Below are 14,408 nucleotides of genomic sequence, written 5' to 3' on the forward strand. Positions count from 1 at the left end.
AGGTAGCCTTTCACAGAGGGAAACAGGCTTTGACGCCGTGAAACGGGAAGGACCGCCGTGCCGCACGACGTTGCATTGATCGCATTGATTGCCGCCGGCTTCGTGTTCGCGGCCATTTTCGGCTATCTGGCCGACAGGCTGCATTTGCCGCCGCTGGTCGGCTATCTGGTGGCCGGCGTCATCATAGGCTCGTCCACGCCGGGTTTTGTTGCCGACGTTTCCCTGGCATCGCAGTTGGCCGAGATCGGCGTCATCCTTCTGATGTTCGGCGTCGGTCTGCATTTCTCGGCCGCCGACTTGTTGGCCGTGCGCGGCGTCGCCATTCCCGGCGCCATCGGTCAGATTGCAATCGCGACGCTGCTCGGCGTAGGCTTGACGTCGCTATGGGGCTGGAGTGTCGGCGCCGGTGTGGTCTTCGGCCTCAGCCTTGCGGTTGCCAGTACGGTCGTGCTTTTGAAGGCGCTGGAAGAGCGCAATCTCGTGAGTTCGACGAATGGCCGCGTCGCCGTCGGCTGGCTGATCGTCGAAGATCTGGCCATGGTGCTTGCGCTCGTGCTCTTGCCGGCCTTTGCCGGTATTCTGGGCGGTCATGCGGATGCCGGCGGCCATGCCGCTTCTGGCTCGATCTGGCTGACGATCGGCATGACACTGCTCAAGGTCGCAGCCTTTGCAGCTGTTGCGATCTTCATCGGCCCGCGTGTGGTGCCATGGCTTCTGACTTCGGTTGCGCGTACCGGTTCGCGTGAACTGTTCACGCTGTCGGTTCTGGCGATCGCGCTCGGTATCGCCTTCGGTGCGGCAGAAATCTTCGGTGTGTCCTTTGCGCTCGGCGCCTTCTTTGCCGGCCTTGTGATGAGTGAATCCCATCTCAGCCACAGGGCGGCGGCCGACTCCCTGCCATTGCAGAACGCCTTTTCGGTTCTGTTCTTTGTGTCCGTCGGGATGCTCTTCGATCCGACCGTTCTGATCCGCGAACCGCTGATGATTATTGGCGTGCTTGCCCTGATCATGCTCGGCAAGGCATTGATCGCCTTCTGTGTCGTGCTACTGCTGCGCTATCCCGCCAGCATCGGTTTTGCTGTTGCGGCCGGCCTTGCGCAGATCGGCGAATTCTCCTTCATTCTCGCGGGGCTCGGCGTCTCGCTTGGATTGCTGACGCGGGAAGGGCAGGATCTCATTCTCGCCGGTGCGATCCTGTCGATCACGCTCAATCCGCTGGCTTTCTACGCCACGGAAAAGCTGGAAAACTGGGCCTTTGCGCGCTGGCCGTTACTGGCGAACAAATATGGCATGGCCAAGCAGGAGGCTCTTCGCCGCCAGCTGGCCGTCATCAACAAGCAGCGCGAGGAGCGGGATCGCCAGCATCATCTCGAGATCGAGCAGCTCATCGAAACCTTCCCGATGTTCGCCGAACTTGATGATAACGAGCATGAGGAACTTCTGCTGCTCTTCCGCCCGAGATCGGCGTCGCCCGGCGACCGGGTGATCAGAACCGGCGATCGCGGCGACAGCATGTTCTTCATCGCTTCCGGTGCGGTCGAGGTGCAGCTGGAGAATGACGAGATCCGGCTCGGCGCGGGCGCCTTCTTCGGTGAAATGGCGCTGCTGACGGGGGCACGCCGCACGGCCGATGTCGTTGCCGTCGATTTCTGTCAGCTCTTCGTGCTGGATCGCCGAGACTTCAATCTGTTCATGTCGCGCCATCCACAGCTGCGTGCCGCCGTCAGCCGCATGGCGCGGGAGCGGCAGGAAAGCAACGTGTCGCGCCAGCGGCGCGACCTTTCGCAGGATGCCAGCTGATATCAGGCTGATGTTTTATCGGCGTTTCAGCCAGCTTTTCGAAACACGGCAGGCCATGGTGTAGGCAGGGTCGAAGACGTTGCCGACATCATAGCGCACGACCTGACCGAGCAGGTGGCTGGCTGCGGTCTTGTCGAGACCATAATCGGAGCCGAGCCAGCGCAGCATCTCGCTGGTGGCATGCTGCAGGGCCTGATCGAGCGGCCGGGCATTGCCGATGGTGAAAATATCCTCCGCCGTCTCGCCGCGCGGCCAGATGATCGTCCTTTTCTTTTCGACGCTGAGGCGCACCGTAACTTCGAAAGTGGTCTCGATCCCAGTGCCGACGATCTCGCCGTCTCCTTGTACTGCATGGCAATCGCCGAGGAAAAAGAGCGCGCCAGGGGTCGAAACCGGAAACCAGATGGTCGTGCCAGGACCCAGCAGCCGATAATCCATGTTGCCACCGAATTCGCCGCTGGTGGCGGTCGATATGGCTTGACCGAGAGACGGCGCAACCCCGAAGCAGCCGATCATCGGAGCCAGCGGCAGGGTAAGGGTTTCGAGACCCGCCACCGGTTCGACCAATCGCGCCGTCAAATTCTGGCGGTCGATCTGCCAGATGACCTTCTCGCGTGCCGGTAGCGCCCGGACATCCTGCGGATCGACGACATTGGCGGCGACCACGCTGCCGGTGAAACCCGTATCGCGCGTCGGCACCATTGCGACGATCTCAACCTTGAGAGAATCTCCCGGCTCAGCGCCCTCGACGAAGATCGGCCCGTTCATCGGATTGGGGCCGGATATCTGGCGGACATCATGCTTGTCGTAGCCGGCGGCATCGAGCGTTTCGGTAACAACCGTATCGCCATCGGCAACATGCAAGGCCGGGGGCAGCGAGCCGATGACATTGTGATAATGGGTAGGGGCGAAACGGTGTATTGCCATTTTGCTTAAGCCTCGTGTGGAATCCGGTCGCGTCAGCCTATGACGACTCCGAACCTCTGGGAAAGAGCGCAACGACCATATTTACGCATAAAGGCCACTTCGTTTGGTGTGCGGGTAAATGCCTGCCGCCGCAGACAGGCCTCAAGCAAAATGATCGCGAAATGCCTGCGGCGTCGTCCCGAATTTCCGCATGAAGTTGCGTCGCATGGTCTCTTCCGATGTGAAGCCGCAGCGTATGCGTACCTGATGCACGCTCAGGCCTTCCTCCAGAAGGCGGCGGGCTGCCTCGATGCGGATTTCCTCCACGGCGCGTGCAGGCGTGCGCCCAGTTGCCTTCAAATAATGGCGCGAGAAGCTGCGTGCGCTCATATTGGCCTGCTCGGCAAGCGTAGGCAGTGAAAGATCGGCGCGCAGATTGTCCATGATCCAGCCATGCAGACGGTCGAAGCGTTCGCCGCCCTCCTGAAGTCTCAGCGCCGCGCTGAACTGCGCCTGGCCGCCGGGACGCTTGAGGAAGACGACGAGTTCGCGAGCCACGGAAAGCGCCAGCGGGCGGCCGAGATCGGCTTCAACCAAAGCAAGCGAGAGATCGATGCCGGCAGTCACGCCGGCGGAACTCCAGATCTGCCCGTCCTGGACGAAGATCGGATCGGGCTCAAGCTTCACTTGCGGGAAGCGCTTTGCAAATTCTTCGCAACGATTCCAATGGGTCGCTGCCCGCCGCCCGTCCAGAAGACCGGCTTCCGCGAGCAGAAAGGCGCCGCTGCAGACCGAGGCTATCCGTCGGGCATTCGCGGCTCGCCGGCGCACCCATTCGATCAGGTCGAGGTTCTCGCAGGCTTTGTTGACGCCCCAACCGCCGGCGATGATCAAGGTGTCGAGCGGTGTATCGATATTGCCGAGCGGGGCGGTCATGAGGGCGAGACCCGAGCTCGTTTGCGTCTGCGGATTTTCCGCGACCACGATGGCCTCGTATGGTTTCGGCCGATCGAGCTCATGCGCCGCCTCGTTGGCGCTGGTGAAAACCTGCAGCGGACCGGTAATGTCGAGCAACTGGGCATTGTCGAACGCGAGAATTTCGATGCGGCGCATGATTGGCAAGAAATGACGGTGGTTTGGCAAATATGCCAGATCGTTGTCGCATAGGTTTGGAAAAGTCAATCATCGGAGACATGTCATGACCATTCGCTTCGGCCTGCTTGCCTTTCCCGGCGTCCAGCAACTCGATCTGACCGCACCTTATGAGGTATTCGCCTCGATGGATGATGCGGAGGTGCATCTGGTGTGGAAGGACACGTCACCCGTCGTATCGGCAACGAAGCTGGTGCTGCGGCCGACGACGACGTTTGCCGAATGCCCGCCGTTCGATGTGATCTGCGTGCCCGGCGGTATCGGCGTCAATGCATTGCTCGAGGATATGGCCGTCCTGAGCTTCATCCGGGAACAGGCGACCCGAGCGCGCTTCGTAACATCGGTGTGCACCGGTTCTCTCGTCCTTGGAGCGGCCGGCCTGCTCAAGGGCAAAAAGGCCACAACGCATTGGAATGCGCTTGATTTCCTCGAGAGTTTCGGAGCCGTTGTCACGCCGGGGCGCGTGGTGCGGGATGGCAATCTCTTCACCGCAGGCGGTGTGACCGCCGGCATCGATTTCGGACTGACGATTGCTGCCGCCTTGTGCGGTCGCGAGGACGCCGAAGCGATCCAACTGTCGCTGGAATACGCGCCAGAGCCGCCATTTCATTCCGGATTGCCCGAGAAGGCCAGCGCTGAGGTGTTGGCGAGAACCAGGCAACGCCTTGCCGGCTCGAGAATGGCGCGGCAGGAGATCGTCGCTCGCCTCACGGCGGCCAGACATGAGCCTGGATGAACATCGGCTTGTCCACCAGTACTGTCATCTCGATCAAACGGAGCACCGATAGGGGAGCGATCAGCGGTTGATCGTGTCGAGGCAATGACGGGCAGTGGATGAATGGAAATTCCAGTCTCAGGTCGCCCATCATACTTGACACAAATAGCTTTTCTGCGACCGTGGCATCACAATAGCGTCCACGGCCTTGCGGGGAAAAGGCTTATTTGATGAACGCGTTCCGACCGTTGCGCTGCATTTTCCGTTTCGTCATGACAGTGACCGTTCTGATATGTGCAGGCCTGGGGTCGATATCGCACGCTGCGGCCGCCGAGACATCCGAGATCGCTCCGCAGACAAAGGCTTCGAGCGAGCAGATCGAGAAGCTGATCGGCACCTTGCGTGACAGCGGCGCGGTGTCCGGAGCCGACCTGTTGCAACGCCGCTCCGGTTTCGAAAAGCTCATGGCATCGACGCCAGGCCCGGCGCGTGTCCAGATACGTCATGTCGACGCCAACGGGGTGGATGGCGATCTGATTTGGCCGGCACGATTGCATCATCCGATCGGGCGACGTGCCATCCTTTATCTGCATGGCGGCGGGTTCTATAGCGGCTCCCTTCGCACGCACGCCAACATAGCGGGTTCGCTCGCCAAAGCCGCCTCGGCTGATGTGCTGTTGATCGATTATCGCCTGGCGCCCGAAAATCGCTTTCCCGCGCAGAAGGACGATGCCATTGCGGCCTATCGCTGGCTTCTGACATCGGGATACAAGGCCGGCAACATCGTTATCGTGGGCGAGTCGGTTGGCGCAACTCTGGCCATCGAAGTTATCTTGAACCAGCTTAGGCTAAGCGGTCCGCTTCCCGCTGCCGTGGTCGCGATGAGCCCGATTACCGATTTCGCTGCAACGGGCGCTTCGCTGGCCGCCAACGCCACGAGCGATCCGTTCATGAACAAGGCCGAGTTGACCCTTATCCACGATGCGTTCGCGCGTGATCGCCCTCTCGCCGATCCCGATATATCGCCGCTCTATGGCAATGTCTCCGGGTTTCCTCCGCTGCTGATCCAGGTCGGCGCTCGCGAGGTGCTACTTGATGACGCCTCGCGGTTCGCAGACAAAGTACGCCAGGCGGGTGGCAATGTGAGCTTGGAAGTCTGGCCGGGGATGATCCATCAATGGCAGATTTTCCCGTTCTGGCTCGATGATGCAAGGAAATCGAACGAACGTGTCGCGCAGTTCGCGATTGCGCATTTTGTCGATAAGCCCATGCAATAATCATCATGAGCATTTAAGCAGCCCCTGATTTCGAAACTCTCGTTTGAAAGACCGACGTGACTTCGCAGGTTACGCAAAGTCAAATCACGGTCTTTCAATTATTTATCGCAATAAACAATCGCCAGATAATTTTTATATGGACACGGCAGTCGAAAAGCGTTACGCATATAGATGTCGCGATAATAAATCGCACGATAAATTTAAGCGGAGATTGAAATGAGCCAGTCTATCCCTCAAGCTACTCGTCGGGGCGTTATGACAGCCGGGCTGGGCCTTGCCGCTGCTGCAGCTGCCAGCCCCTTCGCTCAACCTGCACAAGCCTCTACAAAGCAATCAACTTCGAAAGGTAAGGACACAATGAGCAGCAGCACGATCACCACCAAAGACGGCACCCAGATCTTCTATAAGGATTGGGGAACGGGCCAGCCGATCGTCTTCCATCACGGATGGCCCCTGAGCTCCGACGATTGGGACGCCCAGATGCTATTCTTCCTTCATCAGGGCTACCGCGTCATTGCACACGACCGCCGCGGCCATGGCCGCTCCAGCCAGACGGCGACCGGAAATGAAATGGATACCTACGCCGCCGATGTGGCGGCTCTTGCCGAGCATCTCGATCTCAAGGGTGCCATCCATGTCGGCCATTCGACAGGCGGCGGCGAAGTTGCGCGCTATGTCGCCCAGTATGGCGGCCATGGCCGCGTCTCGAAGGCCGTACTGATCGGCGCCGTACCGCCGATCATGGTCAAGTCCGACAAGAATCCCGGCGGCCTGCCGCTCGAAGTCTTTGATGGCTTCCGTGCAGCGCTTGCTGCCAACCGCGCTCAGTTCTTCCGCGATATTCCGACGGGGCCGTTCTACGGTTTCAATCGTCCCGGGGCAGCTGTTTCGCAGGGCGTTATCGATAATTGGTGGCGCCAGGGCATGATGGGCGGCACCAAGGCCCATTACGATTGCATCAAGGCCTTTTCGGAAACGGACTTCACCGAAGACTTGAAGAAGATCGAAGTCCCGACCCTCGTCATGCATGGCGACGACGACCAGATCGTGCCGATCGCCGATTCCGCTGAGCTCTCCATCAAGCTTCTGAAGAAGGGCACGCTGAAAGTCTATAAGGGCTTCCCGCACGGTATGGCCACCACGCATGCGGACGTGATCAATGCTGACCTGCTCGCCTTCTTCAAGGCCTAAGCATTAAAATGGTCATGCGCCCGCCAAAAAGGCGGGCGCTTCGCAGCCTGCCGGGTGCTGGTTACCACCCTCACCATTTCAGCTGTCGAGTTTCAACGAGAGCTGAACGGCGCGGGGCAAGGGCGGTAGCGGCCGGCTGATTTCAACGCGGCGCGTCCATGTGGCGCGCCGTTCCTGTTCGCGCTCCCGAAGGGCCTTCGAAACAGCGACAAAGGTCATTGCACGTTCGATGACTTGTTCTGCCTTGGTCATGGAAATCTCCATTTGTTCACTATATGTTCTCATATAGCGGTCTGAAAGTCAAGCAAGACAGCGTTCGGGCCGCAGCCGCCGATAGGCACAGCGGCATTCCAATGAAAACGCTAACCGGCGATCCTAATTCCCTTGTAATTTATGGGTGATGTTCGGCCAAACTCATCAACCAGAAAATGTAGCCTTGCCTTTGCCCTATTTCATGCCTATGTTCACGTTGTCGATCTTGCTTGATGATCTTTGTTTGCCCGGAAGCGTGGCGCGAATTTTCTTTCAATTTCGGTTTGTAATACTGCCGAAAACGGTTTTCGGCGGAACGAAATCCCATGTCTAATTGAAAGGAAACCGCTATGAATTCAGGAACAGTAAAATGGTTCAATAGCGCCAAGGGCTTCGGCTTCATTCAGCCTGAAGATGGCGCAACCGATGTGTTCGTTCACATTTCCGCTGTTGAGCGCGCGGGTATGAATGCTCTCGCAGAGGGTCAGAAGATCAGCTACGAGCTGGTGCGCGATCGTAAGACCGGCAAGAGTTCCGCTGATAATCTGAGAGCAATCTAATTGTCACTCATCTTGCTGACCACGGATGTACTGGCAGCAATGATTTGATTGACGGAGAAGGTCGGGTTATGGCCCGGCCTTTTATATTTCTGCGACCCATCTGCAAGGGGATGCGATGAGCAGAATGAAATATTCAGTTGGAGACATCGTGGCCCTGAAGGCTGATCTCACCCGGCTGAAAGCGGCTCCGAGACTATGTCGGATCATGAATACACTGCCCTCAGATTTCGACGAGATCCATTATCAAGTGCGCTTTTTGGACGAGAATTTCGAGCGGCGCATCTTGTCGACCGAAATCGAGAAATTGAGCACGGATCCAGCTGCCGATCAGCAAGGATCAATTCCTTCTAAACAGGAGTCATGGCTCAAACCTCTCGCGATAGGTGGCAAAGGCAAGCATTCCGTTAAGACATAAAGCATCACAGAAACACGCCCGGTAAAGAGTATGTTTTGCAAGTTTTTGTAAGAGATAACGATATTGATCAAGCTTTGCGCGTGCTCAAGAAGAAGATGATCCGAGATGGTGTATTCCGCGAGATAAAGATGCGCTCGGCCTATATAAAGCCATCCGAGCGTCGTGCTCTGGAAAAGGCGCAAGAGCAATTCGGCGGCAGCGCAAGTTGCTGCGAAAAAAGATGCAAGGGGTGGTTTGCTGCCCAAAAGTCATCGCAGCAGGGGCCTAAGTCGTTAATGTCTGGGTATTCAATCCCCATTCGGTACTCCGCAGGAAGGAGCGATCATGTCAGCTACCAAGGAACAGTTCTTTAGGAAGACCGCGTCTCTCGGCAATGATAAAGCCACGATTACCGACAATGCGGCAAAGACCATTGTCGCGGCAGAGAACTCCGCACGGGAAAAGAAAACGGAGGCTTTACGAGCCCTTCGCCTGCAACGAGAAGCAATGGTGGAACCGAAGGCAGAAAAATCGGTCAAAGCACGGAAAAAGCCTATAGGGCGTGGTAAAGCATGAACTTGCTTTTGTTTATCCCGCGCGATGAATAATACGCGGAAAATTCGGCTGCGGAAGCCGACAGTGATAGTCTAAAGCCCCAATCGCTCTCGTCGCTCGACATCTTTGACGTTGAGAATGGTGCAATAAGCCTTCGCCTCTTTCTCAGTCAGAATACTCAAGATCCAATGTGTAGGCTGAGCAGCTCTTCCTGTGAAAATATCGTACACAGTCCAAGTGCGGTCACGCTCCTGGCGAACCGCGTATCTGAGCGTAACCCTCGACATGTGCCACCTATGAAGGATGGCGGCGGAACGATTTCCGTGTCGCATCGATCGGCTTCAATCTATCAGTTATCCGATGTCCCGAGAAGCTGAATGAATGGCTGTGCTTCCGTTTCGCGAAAATTCATTTTATCCACGCGATCAAAACGACGCCTCTATAGAAATAAATTTTTAAGCGCTTGATTTCTACGAAATAATGAACTATGTAAGCGAAATGGCATTGCTGGTGAGCATCAATCAAATTTGGAGGCTCGCAATGTCTTAGTCGCTTTCCCCTTCTGACCACGGATGTACTGGCATTGGTGTGAAGGCGATGTCGGGAAGGTCGGCGCGATTTCGCTCCGGCCTTTTTTGTTGCCGGCTGCTCAAGGAGGCAACATGAGTGCATATAGGATCAACCGGCAAAACAAGCCTTTGTCCAAAGCCGAGAAGGCTGCGATTGTCACGAATGAATCTGCGTGGACCATCATTCACAACGAAGAGGCCGCGCGTGAAAGCAAGACTGAGCGGCTTCGCAGGGAAAGGCTGGCCAAGGAAAGGTCTGAGCCATTGATTGAGAAGCCAGTGGGTAAGCGGCCCCGCAGAAGCAGAGGCTGACCGATCGCCAAAATCCAATTCGACACGCATCTGTCATGCCGACAGATCTGATCTCGACGAATGTCGGGCCGACGACCGGCTTTGGTTGACGAAGAAGCAACGGGCTTTCGTTTTCAGCCTCATTGGCGATGCAGATTGATTTCGCTGGTTACGACCGATTTGCCGGAGCTCAGATCCTTGTCGATGGTCCGGAGCGTCAGCTGGCCGTCGCCCTGCCTGCGAATGGTCATACTGGCATCGCGATCGCCGTTGACGAGACGTGCCCAGCGCACCGCCAGATTGATGATATCGCCCTGCCTGCTGCCCGACAGCTGCGATATCGCACCGGAAGGACCGGTGTAGGTACCTGAGTATCTGTTTCCGCGCGCCGTGAGCTGGGCCAAGATCGCGCGGCTGATGATGAGAAGGCCGCGGCAGTTTCCCCTCATCGAAATCGAGGAACCCGGTGCGCTGATGGTGAATCTGCAGAATACATTGATCGGCGCGTCGCCGATCTTTCGAAGCACCTTGCCGGTTCCCGTCCAGCTGCCGTTCAGCGGCTTCAAAAATCCGATTTCATCGGCGGCGACAGGTGTCACCAGGCAAACAGCGGCAAGGAGGGCAAGAAGGCACGCTTGATAACGCATGATATCAATCCCTTCGTCACACTAACTAGGAACGCCGCAGGCTATGCTCGGTTCCCAGGCAGTCAGAGCCAGCTGATGCGCTTCAGAATATAGAGGGTGATGATGGAGGTGACGGCGACCAATACGACGATAATGATGAAGGCCCAGGTATCGTTGACGCCTGGAATGCCGCCGACATTCATGCCGAACAGGCCGGCAACGACGCTCGGCGGCAGCAGCAACGCGGCAAGCGCCGCAAGCCTGTTGGAGTTGCGGGCGATGCGCTCGCTGATGACAGTCGAAAGGTCATCGTGCAGGATGCCTGTCCGGTCGCGGATTGCATCCAGGTACTCGATGCAGCGCATCAGCTTGTCGATCACCTCACGCATGCGAAGCTTGTCGCGTTCGGCAAGCCAGGGAGCGTCGTCATGTTCGATGCGATTGAGGGCATCGCGTTGCGGCGAAAGATAGCGTCTTAGTTGCACGGCGCGTCTGCGAAGCAGCTTCAGTCGCTCGCGGACTTCGGCGGCCTCGCCATGGAAGATCAGCTCATCCAGCTCGTCAACTTCCTCATCCATCTGATCAAGAACGGGCTCCAGGTCCCTCACGAGCTTGTCGCTGACGAGGGCAAGCAGTTCGCCGGTGCGCTTCGGCCCCTTGCCCTTTTCGAGCGCCTGGCGAATGTCGCGAAGGGCGGTGATGTAATGGCCGCTGTCGCGAAGCGTCACGACGCGGTTCTCGTCCACCCAGGCATGCAGGGGAACGAGATCCAGATCCTCGACCGCCATATCCGCCGCGTCGGGCGGCGCAGCGCAGACGCCGCGAAGAATGATCAGCAGTCCGTCGTCAACCGGCTCGACACGGGGACGCGATTCATCCTCGAGCAGCGCGTCGGCGACGAGCGGATCGAAACCGCCATTTCGTGTTATCCAAGCGGCCGCTGCATCATGGTCACGCTCGAGATGAACCCAGAGAATTCCGTCTGCCGGCTTCCAACTCTGCAGGTCGGCGGCACCGATCTCGCGACAGCTGCCATTGCCGTCGAGAAGGACGGCGAAGCGTATGCCCGGCTCGGCGCCGTAGCTAAGTTGAACCTTCCGGCCCTCGATCTCCATCCGCTCCCGTGCTCCCCCGAGTGTAAAAGGAAAGCGAAATCATGCAGCTATTTTCAATAGTTCTAGCACTGGGAACGTTAAGGTGAAACTGCAGTTTAACGCGAATGATCGGTTATGATGCCAGACCGTTCATTCTGCCGCCGCGGCAAGACAGCTATCGATGATGGTGCGGATTTCGGCGCGGCAGGAGCCGCAATTGGTTCCGGCATTAAGCTCCTTGCCGACGGCTTCGACACTGCGACAGCCGCCGCGAATAGCCGCGACGATTTGATTGACGCCGACGCTGAAGCAGGAGCAGACCGTCGCACCGGCATCAATCGTATCGGCTCCCGGCCTGCCTGCGATCAGCGCAAACCGCTTGTGGAGATTGCCGTGCGATGCCGAAAGCTGGGTGATCGCCCAGTTTCGAGCCACGGCTACAGGCTGCCGCGCGACGAAGAGAGCGGCAAGCAGCCGTTCGCCATCGAAGAATGCAAGGCGCAGGTCTCCGGAGGCCCGATCGGCATAGCCGAGCGGCTCGAGATCCGCAGGTATATCGAATGTCGCGCGACACCAGCCGACCCAGTCGTCCGGTACCAGATCGAACGCAAGTTCCGTCCGCCATCCGCCATCCGCTTTGGCGAGCGCCCAATAGGCACTGTCGAGACCGCGCGGCTTTGCTGAGGAGACTGCGAAGCAATAATGCGAGGCCTGGAAGCGGCGAGCGCGGACTGCGACATTCTTCGACGCGGGCTGGCCGGAAATTGGGTCCGTAAGGGGAGCGACCACGGCATCGATGCGGGCTTTGGCGGCGAAGCCGTCGTTCCAGTGCATCGGCACGAAGAGACTGCCGCGCGCCTGCCGCTCTGTCACCAAGGCGCGGACGATCACCTTGCCATGCGAGCTCTCGATCTCCACTAGGCCCGCTTCGGCAACGCCGATTTCGATTGCGTCGCGTGGATGAATCTCGACAAAAGGCTCGGCGATGTGGCCAGACAGGCGGGCGCTCTTGCCGGTCCGTGTCATCGTATGCCAGTGATCGCGAACGCGTCCGGTATTGAGCGTTAGGGGGAAGCGGCTGTCTGTTCGGTCGGTTGCCGGCGGCTCTATGGCGACGAAGCGCGCCTTGCGATCGGGATGATAGAAACCACCATTCGCAAAGAAGCGGGTGATCCGTGGTGCCGCCCCGGCTGGCTGTGGCCATTGGAACGGCGTGAGCGCGTCGTATTCTTCTGTGGCGATCGCTTGATAAGCGCCGATGTCGAAGTCACGGCTTCCCTCGTTTTCGAAACCGGAAAGGCCTGCATGTTCGGCGAAGATCTCCGCATTTGTGCGAAAGGAGAAGGCTTGCGAAAATCCCATGCGGCGGCCGATTTCGGCCATTTGCCACCAGTCGGGCATGGCTTCGCCGGGCGCTGCGAGAAACTGGCGCTGCCTCGAAATCCGCCGTTCGGAATTGGTGACGGTGCCGTCCTTTTCGCCCCAGCCGAGCGAGGGTAGCAGCACATGCGCGTGCCGCGTCGTATCCGTCTCGCGCAGGATGTCGGAGACGACGACGAAGGGGCAGGCCTTGATGGCCGCCTCGACGGCATCAGCGTCCGGCATGGAGACGACGGGGTTGGTCGCCATGATCCACAACGCCTTGATACGGCCGTCGGCGACGGCGCGAAACATGTCGACCGCCTTCAATCCCGGCTTTCCGGCAATCCGCGGCGACTGCCAGAAGCGTTGAACGCGGTCGCGATCCCCGGCACTCTCGATCGCCATGTGAGCGGCAAGCATGTTGGCGAGGCCGCCGACCTCGCGGCCGCCCATGGCATTCGGCTGGCCGGTCAGTGAGAAGGGTCCCATGCCGGGCCGGCCGATGCGGCCGGTCGCGAGGTGACAGTTGATGATGGCGTTGACCTTATCGGTGCCGGATGAGGATTGGTTGACACCCTGGCTGTAGCAGGTAACGACCTTCTCGGTCTGCGCAAACAGCCGGTAGAAATCGCGAAGCTGCATGGCGGGCAGGCCGGTCAGCTCAAGCACACGGTTGAACGACAGGGCGCCGGCGGCTGCAAAGGCTTCGGCAAAGCCGCCGGTATGCTCTGCAATATAATTCTGATCGATGGTGTTGCTTGTGATCAGATGCTCGAACAGACCCAGGAAAAGGGCAACGTCGCCATCCGGCCGGATCGCCAGATGCAGATCGGCGATATCGCAGGTCATGGTCCGGCGCGGATCGATGACGACGATCTTCATCGTCGGCCGTGCCGCCTTTGCCGCCGCCAGCCGCTGGTAGATGACCGGATGGCACCAGGCGAGATTGGAGCCGGTGAGGATGACGAGGTCGGCAAGCTCGAGATCCTCGTAGGTGCCAGGCACCGTATCCGAACCGAAGGCGCGGCGATGACCGGCGACCGAGGATGACATGCAGAGCCGCGAATTCGTGTCGATATTGCCCGAGCCGATGAAGCCCTTCATCAGCTTGTTGGCGACGTAATAATCCTCCGTCAGCAGCTGGCCGGAGACGTAGAAGCCAACGGAATCAGGTCCATGCTCGGCAATCGTCTCACTGAGGCGTCTCGCGACCAGATCAAGCGCCTCGTCCCAGCTTGCCCTCTGGCCGGCAATTTCCGGATGGAGCAGACGGCCGTCGAGATCGATAGTTTCGCCGAGCGCCGAGCCCTTCGAGCATAGCCGTCCGAAGTTGGAGGGGTGGTCGGGATCGCCTTTGACGGAGACCTTGCCGTCGTCATCGACCCTGGCAATGACACCGCAGCCGACGCCGCAATAGGGGCAGGTGGTTTTGGTTTCAATGGACATGGATGGGGTCCATGAAACTCAAAGGACGTGGCGAAAGACCCCCCTCTGTCAGCTTTGCTGACATCTCCCCCACAAGGGGGGAGATCAGTGGGAGCGTGAGATTGCCTCCGCGCTGCGAAAATGATGGCTCCGCTTGCAGGAGCACCATATGATCTCCCCCTTTGTGGGGGAGATGTCCCGAAGGGACAGAGGGGGGTATTCTCCCGCGCATCGTCATC

13 protein-coding genes and 1 pseudogene are annotated in these 14,408 nt (G+C 58.7%); 8 read left to right on the forward strand and 6 right to left on the reverse strand.

Annotated features, from left to right (window positions below; translation table 11 throughout):
• Positions 1–57 precede the first annotated feature (57 nt).
• Entirely contained in the window at positions 58–1,800 is a 1,743-nt protein-coding gene (locus I8E17_RS21650; RefSeq protein WP_069614630.1) for a cation:proton antiporter, read from the forward strand.
• A gap of 15 nt (positions 1,801–1,815) precedes the next feature.
• On the opposite strand, the gene I8E17_RS21655 is transcribed toward I8E17_RS21650, so the two are convergent.
• Positions 1,816–2,727, reverse strand: a complete 912-nt coding sequence (locus I8E17_RS21655; protein WP_069614629.1) for an acetamidase/formamidase family protein — start codon at positions 2,725–2,727, stop codon at positions 1,816–1,818.
• A 141-nt stretch (positions 2,728–2,868) separates the two neighbouring features.
• Entirely contained in the window at positions 2,869–3,819 is a 951-nt protein-coding gene (locus I8E17_RS21660) for a GlxA family transcriptional regulator (protein ID WP_069614628.1), read from the reverse strand.
• Between the two features lie 85 nt (positions 3,820–3,904).
• Between I8E17_RS21660 and I8E17_RS21665 the strand changes: the two genes are divergently transcribed.
• The 3 genes from I8E17_RS21665 (at position 3,905) to I8E17_RS21675 (ending at position 7,041) form a co-directional block, all read left to right on the forward strand.
• On the forward strand, positions 3,905–4,594 hold the full coding sequence (locus I8E17_RS21665) for a DJ-1/PfpI family protein (RefSeq protein ID WP_069614627.1): 690 nt from the start codon (positions 3,905–3,907) through the stop codon (positions 4,592–4,594).
• Between the two features lie 251 nt (positions 4,595–4,845).
• A complete protein-coding gene (locus tag I8E17_RS21670; protein WP_069614745.1) occupies positions 4,846–5,850 on the forward strand; it encodes an alpha/beta hydrolase in 1,005 nt (334 codons plus the stop codon).
• Between the two features lie 357 nt (positions 5,851–6,207).
• Entirely contained in the window at positions 6,208–7,041 is an 834-nt protein-coding gene (locus tag I8E17_RS21675; protein ID WP_112722301.1) for an alpha/beta hydrolase, read from the forward strand.
• A 78-nt stretch (positions 7,042–7,119) separates the two neighbouring features.
• Here the strand turns inward: I8E17_RS21675 and I8E17_RS21680 are convergent, their stop codons facing one another.
• Positions 7,120–7,293, reverse strand: coding sequence for a hypothetical protein (locus I8E17_RS21680; protein ID WP_015342656.1), 174 nt, complete (start codon positions 7,291–7,293; stop codon positions 7,120–7,122).
• A gap of 350 nt (positions 7,294–7,643) precedes the next feature.
• Here I8E17_RS21680 and I8E17_RS21685 point away from each other — a divergent pair, with 350 nt between their 5' ends.
• The 4 genes and pseudogenes from I8E17_RS21685 to I8E17_RS21700 all read left to right on the forward strand — a co-directional run bounded on the left by I8E17_RS21685 (position 7,644) and on the right by I8E17_RS21700 (position 8,823).
• Positions 7,644–7,853 carry a cold-shock protein gene (locus I8E17_RS21685; protein WP_069614624.1) on the forward strand — a complete coding sequence of 70 codons (210 nt, stop codon included), beginning with the start codon at positions 7,644–7,646 and terminating at the stop codon, positions 7,851–7,853.
• 115 nt (positions 7,854–7,968) lie between these two features.
• Positions 7,969–8,268, forward strand: a complete 300-nt coding sequence (locus I8E17_RS21690) for a cold-shock protein (protein WP_141720090.1) — start codon at positions 7,969–7,971, stop codon at positions 8,266–8,268.
• Between the two features lie 35 nt (positions 8,269–8,303).
• Positions 8,304–8,536, forward strand: a pseudogene (rpsU, locus tag I8E17_RS21695) (30S ribosomal protein S21).
• Positions 8,537–8,592: 56 nt separating this feature from the next.
• Complete coding sequence (locus I8E17_RS21700) at positions 8,593–8,823, forward strand: hypothetical protein (protein ID WP_069614623.1); 231 nt, start codon at positions 8,593–8,595, stop codon at positions 8,821–8,823.
• Positions 8,824–9,802: 979 nt separating this feature from the next.
• Here I8E17_RS21700 and I8E17_RS21705 read toward each other — a convergent pair.
• The 3 genes from I8E17_RS21705 to I8E17_RS21715 all read right to left on the reverse strand — a co-directional run bounded on the left by I8E17_RS21705 (position 9,803) and on the right by I8E17_RS21715 (position 14,190).
• Positions 9,803–10,309 carry a hypothetical protein gene (locus tag I8E17_RS21705; protein WP_069614620.1) on the reverse strand — a complete coding sequence of 169 codons (507 nt, stop codon included), beginning with the start codon at positions 10,307–10,309 and terminating at the stop codon, positions 9,803–9,805.
• Positions 10,310–10,371: 62 nt separating this feature from the next.
• Positions 10,372–11,403: a CorA family divalent cation transporter gene (locus I8E17_RS21710; protein ID WP_069614619.1), complete on the reverse strand. Its 1,032-nt coding sequence runs from the start codon at positions 11,401–11,403 to the stop codon at positions 10,372–10,374.
• A gap of 129 nt (positions 11,404–11,532) precedes the next feature.
• A complete protein-coding gene (locus I8E17_RS21715; RefSeq protein ID WP_069614618.1) occupies positions 11,533–14,190 on the reverse strand; it encodes a nitrate reductase in 2,658 nt (885 codons plus the stop codon).
• Between the last annotated feature and the right edge of the window lie 218 nt (positions 14,191–14,408).

Source organism: Rhizobium sp. AB2/73, assembly GCF_020871915.1.
GTDB classification, from domain to species: Bacteria; Pseudomonadota; Alphaproteobacteria; order Rhizobiales; family Rhizobiaceae; genus Rhizobium; species Rhizobium dioscoreae.